A 20,070-nucleotide genomic window follows, 5' to 3' on the forward strand; every position below is an offset into this window, starting at 1 on the left:
CAGGCGGCCGTGCCCCTGGAGGAGGAAGATCCATGGATCTGAAGCATTGGCTCGGCCGAGCCGCCGACGCGGTACAGGACTGGGCCGGCACCTTGGGTCCCCACCAGCCGCACCCGTCACTACTGGTCGACGACGACCGGTTCGGCGGTGTCTTCGAGGAGTTCACCGGGAGGCTGAAGGACAACTACCCGTTCTTCCACCCGCACTACGCGCACCAGATACTCAAGCCCCCGCACCCGGTGGCCGTCGTGGGCTACCTCACCGCGATGCTGATCAACCCCAACAACCACGCGCTGGACGGTGGGCCTGCCACCGCCCGCATGGAGCGCGAGCCGTCGCCCAGCTCGCCTCGATGTTCGGCTACGACACTCATCTCGGCCACCTCACCACCAGCGGCACCATCGCCAACCTCGAAGCCCTCTTCGTCGCCCGCGAACTCCATCCCGACCGGGGAGTCGCCCACAGCGCCGACGCCCACTACACCCACGGCCGCATGTGCGGCGTCCTGGGCATGGAGAGCCATCCCGTCCGCACCCACAGCCGGGGCCGCATGGGCCTCGACGCGCTGGAGGGCCTGCTGCGCACCGGCCGGGTGGGAACCGTCGTGCTGACCACCGGCACCACCGGACTCCCGTCCACGAGGTGCTGCCGATCGCCCGGCGCCATGGTGTCCGTGTCCATGTCGACGCGGCGTACAGCGGCTTCTTCACCCTCCTCGCGGGCGCCGACGGCCCCGAGGGACTGCCGCCGGAACCCTGGCGCGCGATCGCGGAATGCGACTCGATCGTCGTCGACCCGCACAAGCACGGACTCCAGCCCTACGGCTGCGGCGCTGTCCTCTTCCGCGACCCCGACGTGGGCCGCTTCTACCTCCACGACTCGCCCTACACCTACTTCACCTCCACCGAGCTCCACCTCGGCGAGATCAGCCTCGAATGCTCCCGCGCCGGCGCCTCCGCAGCAGCCTTGTGGCTCACCCTCCAGCTCCTGCCGCCAACCCCCGACGGGCTCGGGCAGGTCGTGGGAGCCGGCCGGCGCGCCGCGCTGGCGTGGGCGGACCTGATCACCGAGTCCGACGCCCTTGAGCTCTACCAGCAGCCCGAACTGGACATCGTCAGCTACTTCCCCACCGTCGAACTCGCCACCCTTAGCGGCATCGACTCCGCATCCGCCCGCATCCTGGCGGACGGCATGACCGGCCCCGACCCGGTGTACCTGAGCACCCTGAAGGCCGGCCGGGAAGCGTTCACCGCACGCCATCCCGGGATCATCGCAGACGCCGACGGCGCCCGGATCCTGCGCAGCGTCCTGATGAAGCCGGAGTCCGAGCACCACTTCGCACACATCCATGCCGGCGTTGAGCGGATCGCCCGGTCGGCGTCGGCACGGCGGTGAACTCGTGGCGGCCTGACGATCACCTCGTACTGATCGTTTCAGGATGGTGCGCGGACGACCCGGTGGTGCCGGAGCCGGCGCCTGGAGCACTCTTCGTCGACGGCGCCGAGGCCCTCCGAACGGCTGCCTGCCGTGCTACGGACTGTCGGACAGGCGGGTGATCTCATATCACGGTTGTGTATCGGGCAGGCAGCGGGAGAACCCCGTCGGAGCCGGCCCCGTAGAAGCAGTTGCAGGGTCCGCTTCGGACGCTGTGCGGCAGGCCACGCCCGCCCTGTGGAGTGCGCGGGAGGAGCAGGCAGAACGAGGTGCGCAAAACAGCGGTCGGGCGGGGCATGTGGGCGCCGGGGTCCGGACCGCGGCCCCTGATCTCCGGGGCGGGTGGACTGTGCTTTCCCCCAGTGCAGTTCCACCCGCCTCGGACACCGCACGGCACTGGCCGGTGCCTCAGATGAGTCCGACTTCCTCACAGTGTGCGCCCCGTAGATGACTCATCTGAGCCGCAGTGCCGCCGAGCACTGGTGAGCACCACCCATAGCCATTCCGGCCCCTGATGGCCCGTCATGTCAGGACCATAGGACCTCGTCCGGGTCGTGCTCCGGTCTTCTCGCGAACAACTCGCAGTGCTGGTCGGACAGACAGCGCTGGTTTGCTCTTCAGGGTTGTCGTTCGTGCCCATCAAGGCAGTTCTCGCAGGCTGGGGCGGAGGCGGGAAGGCGAGGTACCTACCCTCGGCGGCATCATGCGTCGCCGTGTCATTGGGGTCGGCGCAGTGATCGGCAAGGAGGAGGCAGCCGATGTCGGACGGGGCGTCTGCGTTCACGTTTCGGATGTGGTCGCGTGCCTGGAACTCGGGGGCGTGGTCGCCGCGTCACCAGCTGCTGCTGCACGTGGAGGAGGGCGGGAGCACGGCGCCGCGGGCGCTGTCTTGGGGCACGGTCGACGGTGCACAGTTCGCGGTTGTCATGTCGCTGGATTTGACGAGTTGTTATGGCCACCACGTCACCGCCGGCCGTGACGTGGTGGAGGTACGGGGTGAACTCCATGGCCGGCCGGGCGATCCCCCGCACATGGGTGATGTCGGTGGGTATGAGTTCGACGCGGAAATCGAGGACACTGCCGGCACATCTGCCAATGACGCACCTGACCGCGACCCAAGGTCGTGGGCCCTGCATGGCTCAACGGATGGCAATCTGTGGCGGATCCTGGACTGCCGCGGGGCGGTGAGTCGTTCGCCGACCGGCACCAGTCCAGGGCATATCGGATCTTCGTCAAACCCGGATCCTATGACCGATACCGCCTCGACATCTCCGGGAACAACGGTTCCCCGCACCTGCAACCTGAAGCCGTGCGGTTCCTCGCCGGGACCAGCGGTTTCACTGGCTACCGCCACCGCGCGGGCCATGCTCCAGTCGCGCACCGGGGCGTGCGTGTCGCACAAACATCACCAGACCTGCCCCTGAGGCCGCTTCCTGAGGGCCTGCCCATTGTCACGGAGTCGCTCGGCGCCCGAGAGGAGTCACGGCAGCACGAGGCTGAGCTGCCTTGTCCGTGCCCTGGCTTGTGGCGGGGACGCTGGTCGAGGTCTTGACACTCTGCACGTCGATCACACACGCCGACGGCTCGCGTTCCGGCCCTCCTGCTGGCGCACCAGCTCCCGCAGCAGGCCGTTGAGCTGGGCGAACACACCGCCCTTCTGCCACTTGGCGAAGTAGCCGCACACCGTGTTCCAGTTCGGGAAATCATGCGGCAGGCAGCGCCACTGCACCCCGGTGCGGTCCACGTAGAGGATCGCCTCCATGACCTCGCGCAGTTCGTGTTCGGGCGGACGCCCGAAGTCCAGGGCCCGGCCGCGGCGCTCGAAACGCCATGCAGCCAGGACCGGCTCAATCAACTCCCAGCGGGCATCGGACAGATCACTCGGATACGCACGGCGGACGGCCATGACCTGGACGTACCGCCGATGAGGGGCGGGCGCCCAGCGCGTGTTCTCCCGCGCTGAAGCACGGAACACATCCGGGCGTCCTGGAATGAGACAGGCGCAAGCCGACTTCCGCACCAGACGCCACACCATCCGAGTCACCAAGCACAGACAACCCGGCAGCCCCAATCGCACCAAGACATCGGCGGGCTCAATAGCCCAGATACCACCGCACTACAGATGAAAACGACGTCTCGGAAGCTGTCTTTCAACCTCGATGATCGGCTCTTCATGGGGTGCGGCAGGGCAGCGAGCAGCAGGGTGTCCTTGGTTTCCTGAGTGCTCGTCGTCGCCTCGCGGCCCAGCCGTCGTTGGCGCATCCGCGGCTTAAGCGGTGTCCTTCTTGTCGTTGGTTTGGAAGGTGATGACGTCGACTTCGTCGGTTCCCGCCAGATCTGGGTAGTGGCCCTTGAGGGCTTCCCGGAGTTCGGCTGCGGTCGTCAGCCCCTCAGCTTGGGCGTCCCGGTTGGTGAGCTCACTGACCAGGCAGTGCCTGATGCCGGTCACCTCTGCCGACAGGACGACTTCCGGGTCGCTCTCAAACACCAGCCGTGCCGGACCGAGCTGCGCCGGGTCCCGGAATCGGGTGGTCTTGGTCTTGGCACCGGAGCGGACGACTTCGAGGTAGCGGGGGTTGAAGCGAATGATCGGGGGACCGGCCGACTCGGGATCTTGATAGAGCAATGGATCGAGACCGTTCATGCCCGCCTCCGGGGTCCATCGCTGAGCCAGCGGCATCAGGTCGGCGGCGAGCACGGACCTGAGCCCCGCGGGGGTAGGCACGATGACGCGCATGGTGGGGTAGTAGTCCACGAAGACCTGCCGATCGCGCCCGCACGGGCCGATGACCCCGCGCCCGTGGTTTCCCACGGCGACGATGCAGCGCATCTGGCGCGCGCCCTGGGCCCGCGCAGCCCCCAGAGCCACGAGTTCGGCGCAGGGCCCGCCGGTGAAGTGGTAGAGGTTCACGCCAGCGAACATCCGGTAGTCGGCAGCCATGACCGCGGCGCCCACCGTGTGGATCCCATCTTCGTCGGGGCCGGCGTCGGTATGCGCGTCTATGGTGCGGCCTGCCAGCTCCACGAGCTCACGCTCATCATCATCGAGAGCTCGTGCAGATGACGGAACGTACACCTTTTTGACCTTCCCTTCCTTCAGCAGTCGCCCAAAGCATTCCACGCCACGCAGGCGGGCTCCACAGGGTTTCGGCTTGCCTTGGCTGGACCTTTGGAACCCGTCATTCCGTGAGCTCAGGCCTGCTCAGCGATCCTGCGGCGGGCAGCGACACCGCCGCCGATCTCTTCTCCTTGAGGTCTTGCCGACCACGACGTCAACGTCCTCGTGCGGTAACAGGCAAACGAAGGCTTGAGCAGAGATCGGCTCGCTCGTCAGGAAGCTTTCACAGCAGGTTGCGGGCGGGGCATAGCGGCGTTCGGCTGGGTCGCAGGCCCGGTCAGGCGGCGGGCCATGAGTGTCATCACGGCGAGGGTGAGCATCGCCTCGGAGTAGTCGCGGACGTTGCGGCGGCCATCAAGCCACCACGCCAGGCTCCGCTCGACCACCCAGCGGACCGGCAGGAGGACGAAGCCCTTGGCGGACTTAGAGGTCCTAACAAAGGCGTTGGACGTGTCGGTGGTGATGAGGCAGGTGGCGAGGCCGAGGAAGGCTTCGTGGATGTCGCCGCGTCGTTCCCAGCGGGTTCGCAGCCGTCGGAAGCCATGGAGCCAGGCGATCGTGCGCTCGACCACATAGCGGAAGATACCCAGGCCGGAGCCGTGTTCCTGTCCTCGTTCGGCGATGACTGGCGTGATTCCTCGTGCCCGGACCAGGCGCCGGTACTTGCTGTGGTCGTAGCCGCGGTCCGCGAGTAGGGCGTCCGGGCGTCGTAGCGGGCGGCCGACGACACCGGCGCCGGTGGAACCTTGTCGAGCAAAGGCAGGAGTTGGGTCACGTCGTTGCGGTTGCCGCCGGTCAGCGACACTGCGAGTGGGATGCCCCGGCCGTCGGCGAGGACGTGGTGCTTGCTGCCCGGGCGGGCGCGGTCGACCGAGCTGGGGCCGCTTTCGGGCCCCGTCGGGCCGCCCGGACGTGGGAGGAGTCGAACACCGCCCGCGACCAGTCGAGCTTGTTAGCCGCCCGCAGCTTCTTCAGCAGCACCAAGTGCAGCTGGCCCCAGACGCCGGCCTCGTTCCAGGCGGCCAGGCGCCGCCAGCAGGTCATGCCCGAGCCGAAGCCCAGTTCCTGCGGCAGGTGCTCCCACCGAATGCCGTGTGCGGCACGAACAGGATCCCGCACAGCGCCTGTCGGTCCGGAACCCGTGGCCGCCCCGCTTTCAGATCCGGCCCGCCCCCAGTTCCACGCGTCGATCAGCCAGATTCTGACCCTCGGTGGGTCCGATTCCGCCCTCAGATCGGCCGCGATCCGCTCGAACACCGAGATCCCGCGCGGACCGGTTCCCACGATGCGACGTTCAGAACCTAGTCGGTCAGGTGTCGCACGACCTGTCACCCCCGTCCCTCGTCCCCCGTCCGGTGAAACTTGTCCTTCAGTGCGCTGCCGCGCCCTGGTCGTCCATGACCGGCAGGCGACCGAGTGATGCGGCTATCAACTCGTCCGAAGCCGCCATGTCTGTCATGCCTCCGCTGAGGAAATGCTGGTAGGCCGACAGATCGAGCAGGCCGTGGCCGCTGAGGTTGAACAGGATGGTTTTCTCCCTGCCCTCCTTCTTGGCCAGCAGTGCCTCGTCGATCGCGGCCCGGATGGCGTGCGCCGACTCGGGGGCCGGGATGATGCCCTCCTCGTTGGCGAAGGTGATGCCGGCCTCGAAGACCGCCTGCTGCGGGTAGGCCACCGCCTCGATCAGCTTCTGGTGGTACATCGCGCTCACCAAGGGGGCGGCGCCGTGGTAGCGCAGGCCGCCGGCGTGGATGCCCGGGGAGACGAAGGTGTGCCCCAGGGTGTACATCTTGGTCATCGGCGTGATGCCGGTGTAGTCGTTGTAGTCCCAGGCGTAGCGGCCCTTGGTGAGCTTCGGGCATGCCTCCGGTTCCACCGCGACGAACCGGGTGTCCAGGCCGTCGCGCACCTTCTCGTGGAAGAACGGCAGGGAGATGCCGGAGAAGTTGCTGCCCGCGCCGACCGAACCGATCACCACGTCCGGGAAGTCACCGATGGCACGGAACTGCCTGACCGCCTCCTGCCCGATCACGGTCTGGTGCAGCAGGACGTGATTCTCTCCGCTCCCCACCGACAGGTTGCAGCGCTCCACTTCCCGGGCGTGCTCGAAGGCCTCCGCGTTGGCGATGGACAGGCTTCCGTCGGTGTTCGGGTCGCGGGCCAGCGCGGCGCGGCCCGCCTCGGAGTCCTTGGTGGGGCTGGAGATGACCTCGGCCCCGTTCATCTCCATCATGATCCGGCGGTAGGGCTTCTGGTCGTAGCTGACCCGCACCATGTAGACGGTGCACTTGAGGCCGAAGATGCGGCAGGCGACAGCGAGGGCCGACCCCCACTGGCCGGCGCCGGTGCCGGTGGTCAGGCTGGTGATGCCGGCCTGCTTGTAGTAATACGCCTGGGCCAGTGCGGTGTTCAGCTTGTGGCTGCCCGTAGTGTTGGTGCCCTCGTACTTGTAGTAGATCCGAGCCGGGGTGCCGAGCAGCCGTTCCAGCCGATGCGCCCGGTTGAGCGGGGTCGGCCGCCAGCGCAGGTACTCCTCGCGCACCGGCTGCGGGATCTCCACGAACCGCTCCCGGCCCATGCTCTGCCGGTACATCGACAGCGGGATCTGCGGGGTGACCGCGCTGCCGTCCTTGCGGGTCTCCGGCCTGGCCTGGCGCAGCTTCGCCGCGTCTTCGACGCCGGTGAGGTCGGACAACACGTTGTACCAGTGCGTGGGAACGATTTGTTCAGCTGTCAGCGAGGCTTCTGCCGAATTTGCCATTACGTTTCCGATCCTGATTTTTAGGAACTTCCGACATGGGACTTGACCAGCTTCGCGATGTCACCGACCCGACTCAGCCCGGCCTCGAATATCTCACCGTCTCCGATCTTGATGTCATATTCCTGCTCAAGTCGGACAAAGATTTCAAGAATGTTCAGTGACTCGATTCCGATCTCATGCAACTCGTCATCGAGGCTGATATCGGCCGGCGCAGACGAGCCGATTACGGCCGTGATGACCTCGCGCACCCGAGTGTCGACCTTCTCAGGAGACGTCAAATCAATCCCTCTTCCTGGACAAGTCCTTCGCTTCTTTCGGCCACTCCGCTAGGCCATGGGGCCTGCCATCACCGCGGTGCGCAGCCCGAGCAGCAGCAAGATCCCTCCGCTCGCCCAGGCCAGTCCCACCCGCACCGCCGGTCTGACCAACAGCCGCCTTGCCAAGCCGACGAGGGCAACCACTACCGCGTACCAAGCGGCACTGATCATGATCTGTACAGCAGTCAGCGTGGCCACCTCGGCGGGCGAACCGCCGTCGGTCGGCAGGAACTGCGGGATCAGCGCCAGGTAGACGGTGGCCATTTTGGGGTTGGCGGCGCTGGTGACCAGCCCTGATCGATAGGACTGCCGCAAGGTGGCCGCATCGCGCCCCTCCGGCACCTCCGACGGCTGCCGGCCGTAGTTCCGCCGGTTGTACACCGTCGTCACCGCGAGGTAGCAGAGGTAGGCGGCACCGGCCAGCTTGAAGCCGGTGAACACCAGTTCGGAGCTCTGCATCAGCGCGGCCAGCCCGACGGTGGAAGCCACTGCCCACATGAGCAATCCGGTACTGCTACCGAGAATGGTTGCAAGACCGGCCCTGCGGCCGGATCGCAGCGTCTCGTTCACCAGTACCGTGAATGATGGCCCCGGCGCGACCACCATGACGAAAACCGTCGCAACGAAAGCCCCAGTCACCACGAGGTTGGCTCAATTCCGGTCATCATTCGACTGGAATATGACTCGAGTACTCGCGCAATCAAGCGGAAGCCCCCCTCCCGATTTCGGCATCCTTGGTTGTCGATTGTCAGCGACGACTTTCGGGCGTCTACGGTAACCACCTCGATCCATTCAGGCAACCAGCCTCCATTGCATTGAAGATGGCGATGCGCGAAACAGGCATTAACCACGGTCGATTTCTGGCCACCCAGAAGTGCGGCCAGAAACACGTTCTTCCGGATGTAGTCACGGCAGCCGTAGTTCTTGGTCACAGCTGGCCGTGATGGCGGTGTCGTTGCTGGTGGCAGGCTGTCGCGATGGCTCGGTGTCGACGGTGCCGGGCGGTCCGGTGCAGGACGTGGTCGCGGTCATGGACGGGCGGCGGCAGCACGAGGGCGCGCAGGAGACGGTCGAGTTCGGGACAGGTCAACTGGTGATCCCGGCCGGACGGTCAACACACGCCACAGGAGACAGGCGCATCGACAGCACATCGAGAGAACAACTCGGCACGGAAGAATCGCCGTGCAGCGTCCAGGCGGACCCACTGCTGCTGAAAAGGTGTGGCCTTCGGATGAGTCCCAGGGCAGGAGCCGGACGTCGTGTGCCCGTGTCCTGTCCGTCCCAACCGCGGTGATCGTGGTTGTTTGGGAGGCATGATCAGCAAGGTTCGTGCCCGCGTCCTGCCGGCTTCCCAGCGCCGCTCGCTGGACGAGCTGACGCAGGATCTGATCCTGTCCTCCGGGGACACCACGTCCAAGCGCTCGGCCTTCTGGACGATGCTGACGCTGTCGTCGATCATCGCGGCCGGCGGGGTGCTCACGGACTCGACGGCGACTGTGATCGGCGCCATGATCATCGCGCCGCTCTCCACACCGATCATGGGCATCGCCCTCGGGTCGGTGCAGCGCCGCCGCACCGGATCGGCCACGGTCGTCCTCCTCGCGTGCCTGCTGGTGATCGCGGTCGGGATGGTCATGTCGTTGGCTCTGCCCAGCAGCTACGACCTGCTGTCCAACAGTCAGATCTCGTCGCGGACGTCGCCGGGCCTGATGGACCTGATCGCCGCCCTGGCGACCGGCTTGGCCGGCGCGGTGGCGCTGGCCCGCAGGGACGTGGCCGCTGTGCTGCCCGGCGTTGCCATCGCCATCTCTCTTGTCCCGCCGCTGGTGGTGGCAGGGGTGTGCCTGGGAAAGCTGTCAGGGTGGCTGGCGCTGGGCGCGTTGGCGCTGTTCGTGTCGAACCTCTTCGCCCTGGTCTTCGCCGGCATGGTGGTCTTCGCCTCGCTCGGTTACGGCACGGAGGCCGACAAGGCAGCCGGGCGCCCCGCCCGCGGGGCATATGCAGCGATGGCCCTGCTGTTCGTCGTCGTACTCGCTCCGTTGACGGCCAACACCGTGGCCACGTTGCTGCTCAACGCGTGGACCGGCCGGACCAAGGAAGCGGCGGATCAGTGGCTGGCCGACGAGCCGGACGCGTCCGTCACGAGTGTCGACGCCAATTCCCGGACCATGTACATCCACGTTCGTGCCCCCGAAGAACTGCCGCCGGTGCAGTCGCTGCTCGAGCGGCTCGAAGGGCGGATCCCGGACGGCATCCCCGTCGTGGTGGATGCCACGCGTGGTCGGCGCATCGACGCAGGAGAGGTCGGCGGCTGAGCATCGCATCCCGTGTCTTGCCTCCAGGAGCTGCCGCTCAGGGGCTCCTGGCTTCGGGGGAGGCGGGCCTCACCGAGCGGGCGCACGAACCGGCGGGAGACAGGCGTCAAGGTGCGGCGGCTTCAGTCCGTGAGTCGGCGGGCGGTGATGAGGGAGCATCCAGGAATTCACCGATCGCGAAGCCCATCAGCGTGATCACGGCGGTCCACACCACGACCGCCGTGGTCGGGTAGTCCCAGGTGAACAGGACGACGGCCGCGATCACCAGGATGGCCGCCCCGACCCAGTGCTTGAAGCGATGGACGAACCGTCCGACCGCACCGAGACGAAGTCCCGCCGATGTCGCCACCTCGCGCAGACCACCGATGCCTCTCCGGCAGCCCGTGCGCGTGAGAACGGCGATCCGGGACGGGCCGGCCAGAAAGGCGCCGGCGGGCAGTGAAGAGGGCGACCGCGGCGAGCGCCCGTACGCCGTCGTGGCTCGACTGGTCGCCGTGGCTGCCCTCATTGCCGTCGCCATCTCGGCTACTTGCGTGGTGGGCATCAAGGCTTGGGTCGTGGGCATCAAGGACGCAATCCGGCGTCCGTATCAGCATCGACGGCACCGCTTACGAGACGGTGCTGATCGCGGCCGCGGTCAGCCCGTTTGTAGCGGCGTTCGCTTCCAAGCTCGGGGGGCGCCTTGGGACTTTCCAAGCTCGGGGAGCGCCTTGGGACTACGGTGAGGATCCAACGGATCTCGTGGCTACAGCGCCGACGGAGCGAGGGTGAAATCGTGGTTGCCCAGCCGTTCCGCCGTGCCATCACCATCGAAGTGAGAGCGGGCTGAGTGATGAGGCTCGGCTTGTGCTGATCGACTTGGATGTCGAGCAGCCAGAGCTGCGGGGACACCTGCTTCGCTGGGACGACGACGTAAAGGCGGCCACAAGCAGGCGCTCAGGTGAGGGGTTCGGCGAGTTGGGTCGGCCCACAGTCCCCGGCAGCGAAGCCCCTGGTCATAGCCTCCCCCCTACTGATATGCGTTTCCCCCAGGGGTGGCGGCGGTCGGGCAAGTGGAGCGCCAATGGCTCTGGCGGTGTACGTGCCCGACCTCCTGCCAGACCCGTTCGATCCTGTGGGCAAAACCGGGGTGGCGCGCGCTATTTCATTCGTGCGGTCGACCGCTTGGCGGGACTCAGAGTCGGCTACGGTCCAGGCCAAGCTGTGGGCCTATGAGGTCGCCCTGCGGGCCAGGGCCAGGCCTGAGGGTTCACCATCGACCAGAGCGCGGAGGAAGTCGCGTACCGCGCGACCGTCATGGGAGGCCGCGACCGCATCGATACGGTCGTAGAGGCGGTCCTCCACATCCACCACCTGCGAGGCGGCCTGCGAGCCCTTGGGGGTCAGGGTCAGTTCTACGCGGCGCCGGTCCTCCGCGGCTTCGGCCCGGTGGACCAGGCCGGCCGCGACCAGACGGTCCACGAGGCGGCTGGGGTTGCTGCCCGACTCACAGACGAGGAGGCCGCCGAGCGCATTCAGCGCCAGCGGTTGGCGCTCGGCGAGGAGACGCAGGACCTCGGCCTGGGACGGGGTGAGGCCCAACGGCCGCAGCTCTTGGGCCAGCCGACGGTTGCCCTCGCGCTGGGCCGCAAGGACCAGGTACCGGATCTCCTCGGCGGGCCTCATGGCCAGTCGGCTCCTCACCACGTCACGTGTCATGTCATTGGATGACCTGTAACAGTCTAGCGCCCCGAAGTCAGAACGACCTTGCCGGAGAACTCCCCCCGCTCCAGCGCCCGGTGGACATCAGCGGCTTCGCGCAGGGGGCGGACGGCGGCAACAGTCGGGGCCAGTTCGCCGTCGCGGACCATGGTCAGCACGCGGGCCAGAGCGGTGCGGTACCAGGAGTGGTCGCTCTTCAGCTCGCGGGGCACCATGCACAGCGCCGCGCGACGGCCCGGGCGGAGGTTCATCGCCTTCACGCGGGCTGCACCGAGCACGGTGTCGCGCATCATCCGGCCTGGGCGTCCGGTGAATGCGTAACTCACCAGGGTGCCGCCGGGGGCCAGCAGCCGGTAGCCCTTGCGGAGGTTCGCACCGCCGATGTGGTCGAACACGGACTGAATGCCGTGCGGTTCGGCCTCGCGCACCACGCTCTCGAAATCCTGACTGCGGTAGTCGATGTGCGTGACCCCCTGAGAAGCCAGCCGCGCGGCGCCGGACGCGGACGCGGTTCCGTACATCCGCAGGCCCGCGAGACGGCCCAGTTGCGCGACCGCCTGGCCGACACCACCGGACGCACCCTGAATCAGCACGGTGTCGCCGCGGCGAACCCGGCCGTGGGTGTCCAACAGACTGAGCGCGGTGAGGTAGTCCAGCGGCACCGCCGCCGCGGTCACCGGGTCCAGTCCTTGCGGCAGGGGTACGAGCTGCCACGCCGGGAGGTTCAGGTGTTCGGTGTACGCGGCCATTCCCGCCAGCGCGACGGCGACGAGGGTGCCCACAGGAGGTACAGCCGGCCCTCCGTCCGGGCGTCCCTGGTCGACGACCTCCGCGACCAGTTCGTATCCCGGAGTGAACGGGGTCCTTCGCTGGAGCAGGTACTCACCCTGCCGGGCCATGAGGTCGGTGAAGCCGACACCGGCGGCCACGACCCGGAGTCGGGCGTGACCCGCGGGCGGGGCAGGGGTCGTGGCCTTCGTCCAGCGCATGGCGTCGGGCGCGCCGAACTCCTCCACCACCCAGGCGTGGCCCTGCAAAGTCTGTGTCGTCGTGGACATGGGACTCCTCTTGCCGTCGATTGAGGACGCAAATAAGTGTTACGTCATTCGATTACACAACACTCAATCGCACGACACTCAATCTCCCTGGTGAGCCCGCCACACCCACTCGCGGGGACCAGGAAGCACAGGGCACCCGCACCCTCGGTGCCGTGTGCCGGACCTTGTCCATCCGCACCGGCCACCGGTGGTGGTACACCCACGTGCAGCACGGCGGGATGACCGTACGTCGGGTTCGCTGGGTACGTAGCCGTCGCCTGCGACGGCCGGGCCCGCTCCGGATGGAACCTGAGACGGACCCAGCCGTGACGCCCAGGGCGATCAGCCGCCAGGAGACCGACATGCAGCGGACCGTGAAGTCCTAGGGGTCCTCGACCGGCCACCGCCCCACTCGCCGGTCTCGCAAACCGGCCCGGCACGCCGCGGGGATGCCCGCAGGGAGGACCCGCTGCCTCCGGCGGTGGCACCCGGACACGGCCGCTCGACCCATACCGGAAGCAGCAGCCGAACCCCAAGCCGCCGCGTCACCAACCTCTCCGGACAACACACCCAGGGCGTTTCGTTTGGATCAAGGCGTGGGGCGGAGGAAGATGCCTGCCATGTGCACTGGGCTGAACTCGACTGGTTGAGCCGGGGGCAGTCGTGCGATGAGTTTTCCTCCTCGCTCGGGTCTGCATGGTGAGTGCCTCCGTTACGAGGAGAGAGTCATGTTGCTCGCTGACAGGACGGCGATCGTCCATGGCGGTTCTGGAGCGGTGGGGGCAGCGGTCGCCCGCGGCTTCGCGCGGGAGGGCGCCGTTGTCCATCTCACCGGCAGGACGGTTTCGCCGCTCGAAGACGTCGCGCGGCGCATCCGGGACGACGCTGGAGCTGCACATGTCGCTGAGCTGGATGCGACGGACCGCGACGCCGTTGATCGCCACGCCGACACGGTGGCCGCACAGAGCCAAGGAATCGATATCTGCTTCAACGCCACCTCCAACGACGACCTGCAAGGGATCCCGCTCCTCGACATGGCCGCGGCGGATGTGCTCCGCCCGGTCACGAAGGCGGTGACGACCACCCTCACCACAGCTACGGCAGCGGCACGGCACATGGTCCGAAGGGGCAGCGGCGTCATTCTGGTCATGGGCGGCGGGCGCGAGACCATCCCCAACCTGGGCGGTTCACACATCGCCTGGTCCGCCCTTGCCGGTGTATGCCGGCAGCTCGCATCAGAGCTCGGCCCGAAGGGCGTGCGCGTCGCCTGGCTGCTCTCCCCCGGCTCTCCTTCGCCGGGTGAAGAGAACCGAGCCGCCGAAGGAGCGCTGCTGACCAAGCGCCCGAACTACGACGATGTCGCCAACGCCGCGGTCTTCGCCGCATCCGACTGGGCCCGAACAATGACAGCCTCGGAGCTCAACCTCACCGGCGGCCTCGTGGCCGACTAAAGGGTGTCCCGCAACTGCCGTTCGCCGTCTGTGCCGACGAACACGCCGACGAACCTTTGGATGAGTCGCCTGGTTTGAGCGGCGGCACGCGGCAGCGGGCTCAGCCTTGCGGCTCCTGCGGCTTGACGTCGAGCTCGCGCAGATTTTGGTCCTTGAGCTCGGTGCGGGCCTCTGTGCGGTGGCCACGGGCGATGTAGTCCCGCACGATCGCCTCGATCGCGTCCTGGGGCGAGCCGATGCCGGCCAGGACCATCACTTCCACTACGAGTTCGGCGTCGAGACTGATATTGACCTTGGCCATCGTGCCCCCTCATCGCGTCGCACGCGCACTCTAGCTCCCCACGGTTGCGTAGCGTGCGCTGAAGATGCGATCTCAGGAGACGGTCCAGAGTGAGATGATCTTGCTGTGGCTGGTGTGATCACGGCGTCGGAGCCGTCCTGGATAGCCCGTTCACCGGGTTGAGCCCGCGTCAGTTCGACCGGCTGATCACCGCCCGGCGGCGTGAAAGCGCGGATCCGGTCCGCAAGGGTCGGCCATGGAGCCTGCCGATGGACGTCAGGGTTCTGCTGGTCGCCGCGTACAGGCGCACACACATCACCCTGCGGCGGCCGGCCCCGCTGTTCGGCATCTCGAAGTCGGCCGCAGACCGCGTCGTCGACCACCTTGGGCCGTTACTGGCACTACAACCCCGCAAGCCGGTTCCGCAGGGACACCGTGCTGATCGTGGACGGCACCCTGGTGCCCACGCCTGACCACACCGTCGCCGAGCAGTCGAAGAACTATCGGCGTCAACCAACCATCAAGCTATCGGTACTCAACCAACCATCAAGTCGTCATCAACGCCGACGCCCGGCTCGTCGTCACCGTCGGCCGGCCCGTGCCCGGCAACCGCAACGGCTGCAAGGCGTGGGAGCTGTCCGGCGCGAAAGACGCCGTCGGCAAGACCACGGTCATCGCGGACGGTGGCTTCAGGGCCCTGACTTGGCTGCGGCCAGTGAAGCCGAAGTCGTCGCGTACTTCGAGAAGCATGGCGAGCACCTGCGGGAGCTGGTGTTCACCGCCGTGGGCGCATACACGGGCGTGGCCGTCGACCAAGACGCCGTGCAGGCCGGTGACCTTCCCGGTGTCCTCATCGCCCCGGCCTGACCGATTGCCGCGCGCATGAGACCGGACCGGCCCCCGCCCTGAGCGCCGGGTGGGGGCCAATGCCTTTGAGGGCAGGGGTGTTACTGCGCAGCCAACTTGCAGATCACCGGCTGACCGCCGCCGATGCCGTACGTACCAGTGCCGCCGTCATCCATCCGCGTGCCCAGCCAGTTCGCATCCTTGGCCATGATCCGCATGTCCCTCATGAACGTCACGAAGTGGTTGCCCATGGACTCCTGGTTGTGCATGCCGGAGATAGCCGACCGGCCGCACACCTCGCTGAACGGACCGCGACGCGGCCCGCGCCCGGCCGCTAGGCGAGGCGCCGGGCCAAGGACAGCAGCGCCACCCCGGCCCCGGCACGAAGGCCGCACTACGAGGCGGGCCCGCCCTTGACCGGCAGCAGGGCGTACTCCCTGGCGAGGGCCGCGCCGGGTGAGGCCGAGTCCCTTTCGGGGCCCTGGTCGCTTCGGACCCGGGCCGTTGCACGGCGCAGCTGGAGACCTGGCAGGGCGGACGGCGGGTATACACGTATCCGTCACACCGTGTTCGTTGAGCGTTCGACTTATGATGGGGCGCGCTCGGCTTCCCCGTGTGACAGGTGCTCGGGAATCGGCAGGTCAGCCGCGCCGGGCGGCAGAGAAGGGGCGGGGCACGTCATGCGGACCGGATCGGGGCGCGGCGCCCGACGCAGAGCGGCCGACCGGGTCGTCATCACTCAGGGGTCCGTGCGGCATGCGGCGCAGTCGACCGTGGCCGGCCACTGGCTGGTGCGGGGCAAGGACGGCCGGCTGACCGCGTACGCCCGTGCCGGCGGCGGGCTGCTTCGCTGGACCGAGACCCGGCCGGGCGGCCCGGACTGGACAGGACCCGAGCTCATCCCGGTGCCTGACCTGACCCATCTCTCTGTGTCCCAGGGGGCGGACACCTACGTCCACTTCGTGGGCCGGCGTGAGGTGCGCAAGGGCGATGGGCCACCCGCCGTGGACATCGTGCACGCCATCCAGTACCAGACGGGCCGGCCGGTCACCGAGTGGCGGTCGCTGGGCAATCCGCACAAGGACCGGGAGAAGGCGGCCCGGTTCGGCGTGCCGGTGGCGGCGGTGAGCGCGTCGGGGCGGGTGCATGTCCTCGTGCGCAACGCGGGGCGCGGGCTGATGCTGCGCCGGGAGGGGCCGACCGGGAAGTGGGAGGCGTGGGAGGACCTCAAGGGCAGCGGGGTGCAGGACGGGCTCGCTGCCGTGGCCCATGCCTCCGGGCGTATCGAGGTGCTGGCGGGCGGCGGGCAGGACGCCATGTGGTGGCGGCAGGCCGACGCTGACGGAACGTTTCGGCAGGAGCCGAACATCGCGCTGCGGGTGACGCCGGGTACGGCTGCGGCGCTGGAGACGGCGCCGGACCGGGCGACGTACTACTGGGCCGACCAGGGAACGGGCCAGCTGGTCGCCCACCGACCGGGCGGGTGGCTGATCCCGCTCGGGGGCGCCCCGGCCGCAGAGCCCCCCGCGCTGCTGCGGGCCGCCCTCGACGGTTACGACTGCACCGTGCTGGCCCTTCGCGGCCTCGACGGCCAGATCGCGCTGGCCGTCTGCGGCACGGAGAACGAACAGGCGGGCCTGTGGTGGTCCCCCACCGGCGAGCACTCCGTCGGCGCCCCCGCCCTGGCGCTGGACGCCCACGGCCGTGTCGTCCTCGCCACCGTCGCGCAGGACGGCGCCCTGCACATCGCCCGCCAGACCGGGGGCCAAGGTCTGTCCCTGGCCCCCTCGGTCCGGGTCTGAGTCAGGACGTCGAACCGCCCGTCGCCGGTGACTTCTTCGCCGACTCGGGGATCTCCTGATCCTTGCGCAGGGCCTGCCACAGCCGGCCCGCCTGGGGCTCGGCGGCGACCACGCGGTTCGGGTCCTGCGTGTCGTACCGCACCGGGAGCATGATCGTCTCCATGGTGGCGGGGTCGATGCCGTTCATGCTGCGGGCGAACTCGGCGAGCGCGGTGAGCGAGGCGAGGCCCGAGTCGGTGGTGAGGGACTCGGTGAGGCTGTCGGCGATCCTGAAGGCTTTGGTGGGGCTGCCGAGCAGGTCCTGCTTCTTGATCTCGCTCAGCAGGGCGATCATGAACTGCTGCTGGAGACCGATGCGCCCGAGGTCGCTGCCGTCCCCGACGCCGTGCCGCGTGCGCACGAACTGAAGTGCCTGCGTGCCGTCGAGCCGATGGGGGCCGGCGGTCAGGTCCAAGCCGCTGGACTTGTCGTGGATGTCCTGGTCGACGGTGACGCTGACCCCGCCGATCGCGTCCACCAGCCCTTTGAAGCCCGCGAAGTCGATCTCCATGAAGTGGTCCATCCGGACGCCCGACATCTGCTCGACCGTGTTCACTACACAGGCGGGACCGGCGAGCGAGTAGACCGAGTTGAACATGACCCGCTTCGCCGACGGGAGCGTGGAGCCGTCCTTCGCCGTGCACTCGGGGCGCGTCACCAGCGTGTCGCGCGGAATGCTGACGGCGACCGCCTCGCTGCGGCCCTCGGGTATGTGGATCACCAGTGCGGTGTCGGAGCGCGCCCCGGAGACCTTGCCCGTGTTCAGCGAGGCGTTGGCGCCGGAGCGTGAGTCCGAGCCGAGGACCAGCAGGTTCTGTCCGGTCGTGGGCAGCTTCTCGGGACGGTCGTCACCGATCGCCTTGTCCAGGTCGACACCCTTGATGTTGCCGTTCAGGTCGCTGTAGAGCCAGTAGCCGACGCCCCCGGCGGCCAGTACCAGCAGGACGAGACTCAGGGCGAGCCACCGCCAGACCCGGCGGCGCCGCCGGGGTGGCTTGGCCCGCCGGCGCGACGGTGCGCGCCGGGAGTCCCCGTGGCCCCGCTCCGTCAGGGCGTGCGTCATGTGCGTCGGTCCTCTCTCCTCGAACAGGTGGCGCGCGGCACGAGTGGGGGGAGAGCCGGGCCTGTCTGCGGTGATGGACAGTCGTCCACCGGTCATCAGACGTTCATTAGGCGTTAATGGTTGTATGTGTCATCTGTCATGCCCGAATGCCGTTGACAGGCCGGTATGCGCTTGCTGATGATGTGCCGGTCCTGTGAAGGTTAAGTTCAAAATTAAATGGGCGGTGGAGTGGCTGTGCTGGTGCGTGCGTCAGCCCGTGGGGGGCGAGGGGCGTGACGGCCGTATCGGATCGTGCTGTCGGAAGGATGCAGGGCGTGGCCGCCGGCCGGACCGCTCCAGGCGGCACCACGCGGCACTCCGCGGATCGGACCGCGCCCAAGGCCGGCGCCGAGCACGCGGACGTCTACGTCGAACCCGGCCTGACCCCGCTGTCCGCACGGGAGGCCAACCGCTCCGCCCTCACCGCGCTGCTCGATACAGCCGGCGTCCCGCACTTCGCCGTCCGCGGCACCGCCGACCACGGCACGGTCGTCGCGGTGGCGGAGGAGGACCGGGAGCGGGTGCTGGGCGTGGTCTTCCGCGGACTGAGCCAGTACCCGGGACACCTGAGCGTGATCGACCCCGACGCGCCCCGCCCGGCCAAGCCCGTCCCGTCCCGGGACCCCAAGGCATGGCGCGACGTCGCCGCCGCACGGGTCCTCCAGATCAGCTGGTATCGCACCGACCCCGGCCGGCACCTGCTGCTCGGGCACGAGTACGGCTGCGCGATCGAGTTCTGGCAGCGCGACGGCGCCTACCTCGTCGCGCCCCGCGCCAACCGGGCCACCTGGGCCGTCGCCGCCGACGGCCCGAACGTCCTCGGCGCCGCCCGGCTGTTCAGCCGTTTCGTCTCCGACTGGACACCCGGCCACCTCGCCCCCGCGTTGCCCACCCGCCCCGAGTTCCTGGTGAACTGCGCGGACGACATCGCCTTTCCCGTCGACGCCGTCTACACCTGGGTCGACGGCAACGACCCTGCCTGGAAGCAGCGCAAGGCCATGGCGAAGGGCGAGGTGTACCACGCCGAGTCCGCCAGCGACGCCCGCTTCATCAGCCGGGACGAGCTGCGCTACTCGGTGCGCTCCCTGCATCTGTTCGCGCCCTGGATCCGCAACGTCTACATCGTCACCGACGACCAGGTACCGGACTGGCTGCGCGAGGACGTGCCCGGGCTGCGCATCGCCACCCACCGCGAGATCTTCCGCGACCACTCGGTGCTGCCGGTGTTCAACTCGCACGCCATCGAGTCGCAGCTGCACCACATCGAGGGCCTGGCCGAGCACTTCCTGTACTTCAACGACGACATGTTCATGGGCCGCCCGGTGGCCCCGCAGGCCTTCTTCACCCCCAGCGGCACGGCCCGCTATTTCCCGTCACGCAACCGCATCCCGCAGGGCCCGGTCATGGAGACCGACACCCCGGTCGACGCGGCGTGCAAGAACAACAGAGCCCTGTTGCTGAAACGTTTTGGCAGGGTGATCACCCAGCCCATGGAGCACATCCCGTACGCGCTGCGCCGCAGCGCGATGGACGAGGCCGAGCGGGACTTCCCCGAGGCCTGGGCCCGTACGGCCGGCAGTCGCTTCCGCGCCATGACCGACCTCTCGCCGACGTCGTCCTTCGCGCTCTACTACGCGGCACTGACCGGCAGGGCACAACCGGGGTCGATGCCCTTCACCTACCTCCAGCTGGCGGTGCCGGATCTGGCGGACCGGCTGCAGCGGCTGCTCGACGGCCGCGACCAGGACTCCTTCTGTCTCAACGACGCGTTCTCGACACCCGAGGACATCGAGGCGCAACAGGAACTCCTCGACGGCTTCCTCAACGCCTACTTCCCCACCCCCAGCCCCCACGAGAGATGAAACGG

Annotated in this window: 16 protein-coding genes and 4 pseudogenes; 8 read left to right on the plus strand and 12 right to left on the minus strand. The window is 68.1% G+C overall.

Annotated features, from left to right (window positions below; genetic code table 11):
- Window positions 1-32: 32 nt before the first annotated feature.
- A pseudogene (locus ACFPQ9_RS38550) lies at window positions 33-1,395 on the plus strand (pyridoxal phosphate-dependent decarboxylase family protein).
- Between the two features lie 830 nt (window positions 1,396-2,225).
- Entirely contained in the window at window positions 2,226-2,858 is a 633-nt protein-coding gene (locus ACFPQ9_RS38555; protein WP_380864406.1) for a hypothetical protein, read from the plus strand.
- An 84-nt stretch (window positions 2,859-2,942) separates the two neighbouring features.
- Here ACFPQ9_RS38555 and ACFPQ9_RS38560 read toward each other — a convergent pair.
- The 6 genes and pseudogenes from ACFPQ9_RS38560 to ACFPQ9_RS38585 form a co-directional block, all read right to left on the minus strand.
- Window positions 2,943-3,340 (minus strand): annotated as a pseudogene (locus tag ACFPQ9_RS38560) (transposase); the annotation flags it as partial.
- A gap of 363 nt (window positions 3,341-3,703) precedes the next feature.
- The gene (locus tag ACFPQ9_RS38565) at window positions 3,704-4,459 is read right to left on the minus strand and encodes an ASCH domain-containing protein (RefSeq protein WP_380863796.1); all 756 of its coding nucleotides are present in this window, start codon (window positions 4,457-4,459) and stop codon (window positions 3,704-3,706) included.
- A gap of 554 nt (window positions 4,460-5,013) precedes the next feature.
- Window positions 5,014-5,703 (minus strand): annotated as a pseudogene (locus ACFPQ9_RS38570) (IS5 family transposase); the annotation flags it as partial.
- A 218-nt stretch (window positions 5,704-5,921) separates the two neighbouring features.
- Entirely contained in the window at window positions 5,922-7,313 is a 1,392-nt protein-coding gene (locus ACFPQ9_RS38575) for a TrpB-like pyridoxal phosphate-dependent enzyme (RefSeq protein ID WP_380863798.1), read from the minus strand.
- Window positions 7,314-7,333: 20 nt separating this feature from the next.
- Window positions 7,334-7,561, minus strand: a complete 228-nt coding sequence (locus ACFPQ9_RS38580; protein ID WP_380863801.1) for an acyl carrier protein — start codon at window positions 7,559-7,561, stop codon at window positions 7,334-7,336.
- A gap of 78 nt (window positions 7,562-7,639) precedes the next feature.
- Window positions 7,640-8,236, minus strand: coding sequence for a LysE family translocator (locus ACFPQ9_RS38585; RefSeq protein WP_380863804.1), 597 nt, complete (start codon window positions 8,234-8,236; stop codon window positions 7,640-7,642).
- 707 nt (window positions 8,237-8,943) lie between these two features.
- On the opposite strand from ACFPQ9_RS38585, the gene ACFPQ9_RS38590 reads away from it, so the two are divergent.
- Window positions 8,944-9,945, plus strand: coding sequence for a TIGR00341 family protein (locus ACFPQ9_RS38590; RefSeq protein WP_380863807.1), 1,002 nt, complete (start codon window positions 8,944-8,946; stop codon window positions 9,943-9,945).
- A gap of 106 nt (window positions 9,946-10,051) precedes the next feature.
- Here the strand turns inward: ACFPQ9_RS38590 and ACFPQ9_RS38595 are convergent, their stop codons facing one another.
- From ACFPQ9_RS38595 to ACFPQ9_RS38605, 3 genes are all read right to left on the minus strand, one after another.
- Window positions 10,052-10,465, minus strand: a complete 414-nt coding sequence (locus ACFPQ9_RS38595; RefSeq protein WP_380863809.1) for a hypothetical protein — start codon at window positions 10,463-10,465, stop codon at window positions 10,052-10,054.
- A gap of 689 nt (window positions 10,466-11,154) precedes the next feature.
- On the minus strand, window positions 11,155-11,610 hold the full coding sequence (locus ACFPQ9_RS38600; protein WP_380863812.1) for a MarR family winged helix-turn-helix transcriptional regulator: 456 nt from the start codon (window positions 11,608-11,610) through the stop codon (window positions 11,155-11,157).
- Window positions 11,611-11,666: 56 nt separating this feature from the next.
- A complete protein-coding gene (locus tag ACFPQ9_RS38605) occupies window positions 11,667-12,704 on the minus strand; it encodes a zinc-binding dehydrogenase (RefSeq protein ID WP_380863815.1) in 1,038 nt (345 codons plus the stop codon).
- 707 nt (window positions 12,705-13,411) lie between these two features.
- Here ACFPQ9_RS38605 and ACFPQ9_RS38610 point away from each other — a divergent pair.
- Window positions 13,412-14,134: an SDR family NAD(P)-dependent oxidoreductase gene (locus tag ACFPQ9_RS38610; RefSeq protein ID WP_380863818.1), complete on the plus strand. Its 723-nt coding sequence runs from the start codon at window positions 13,412-13,414 to the stop codon at window positions 14,132-14,134.
- A 100-nt stretch (window positions 14,135-14,234) separates the two neighbouring features.
- On the opposite strand, the gene ACFPQ9_RS38615 is transcribed toward ACFPQ9_RS38610, so the two are convergent.
- Window positions 14,235-14,435 (minus strand): type II toxin-antitoxin system VapB family antitoxin, encoded by a 201-nt coding sequence (locus tag ACFPQ9_RS38615; RefSeq protein ID WP_190204072.1) that lies wholly within the window; start codon window positions 14,433-14,435, stop codon window positions 14,235-14,237.
- A 105-nt stretch (window positions 14,436-14,540) separates the two neighbouring features.
- On the opposite strand from ACFPQ9_RS38615, the pseudogene ACFPQ9_RS38620 reads away from it, so the two are divergent.
- Window positions 14,541-15,105 (plus strand): annotated as a pseudogene (locus tag ACFPQ9_RS38620) (transposase family protein); the annotation flags it as partial.
- A gap of 11 nt (window positions 15,106-15,116) precedes the next feature.
- A complete protein-coding gene (locus ACFPQ9_RS38625; RefSeq protein ID WP_380864428.1) occupies window positions 15,117-15,281 on the plus strand; it encodes a hypothetical protein in 165 nt (54 codons plus the stop codon).
- Between the two features lie 80 nt (window positions 15,282-15,361).
- On the opposite strand, the gene ACFPQ9_RS38630 is transcribed toward ACFPQ9_RS38625, so the two are convergent.
- The gene (locus tag ACFPQ9_RS38630) at window positions 15,362-15,511 is read right to left on the minus strand and encodes a hypothetical protein (RefSeq protein WP_380863822.1); all 150 of its coding nucleotides are present in this window, start codon (window positions 15,509-15,511) and stop codon (window positions 15,362-15,364) included.
- 429 nt (window positions 15,512-15,940) lie between these two features.
- Here ACFPQ9_RS38630 and ACFPQ9_RS38635 point away from each other — a divergent pair, with 429 nt between their 5' ends.
- A complete protein-coding gene (locus tag ACFPQ9_RS38635) occupies window positions 15,941-17,062 on the plus strand; it encodes a PLL family lectin (RefSeq protein ID WP_380863824.1) in 1,122 nt (373 codons plus the stop codon).
- A 1-nt stretch (window position 17,063) separates the two neighbouring features.
- On the opposite strand, the gene ACFPQ9_RS38640 is transcribed toward ACFPQ9_RS38635, so the two are convergent.
- Window positions 17,064-18,164 (minus strand): LCP family protein, encoded by a 1,101-nt coding sequence (locus tag ACFPQ9_RS38640; protein ID WP_380863826.1) that lies wholly within the window; start codon window positions 18,162-18,164, stop codon window positions 17,064-17,066.
- Between the two features lie 305 nt (window positions 18,165-18,469).
- Between ACFPQ9_RS38640 and ACFPQ9_RS38645 the strand changes: the two genes are divergently transcribed.
- Window positions 18,470-20,065 carry a stealth family protein gene (locus ACFPQ9_RS38645; RefSeq protein WP_380863829.1) on the plus strand — a complete coding sequence of 532 codons (1,596 nt, stop codon included), beginning with the start codon at window positions 18,470-18,472 and terminating at the stop codon, window positions 20,063-20,065.
- Window positions 20,066-20,070: the final 5 nt, after the last annotated feature.

This window comes from Streptomyces coerulescens (assembly GCF_042657965.1).
Taxonomy (GTDB): Bacteria; Actinomycetota; Actinomycetes; order Streptomycetales; family Streptomycetaceae; genus Streptomyces; species Streptomyces coerulescens.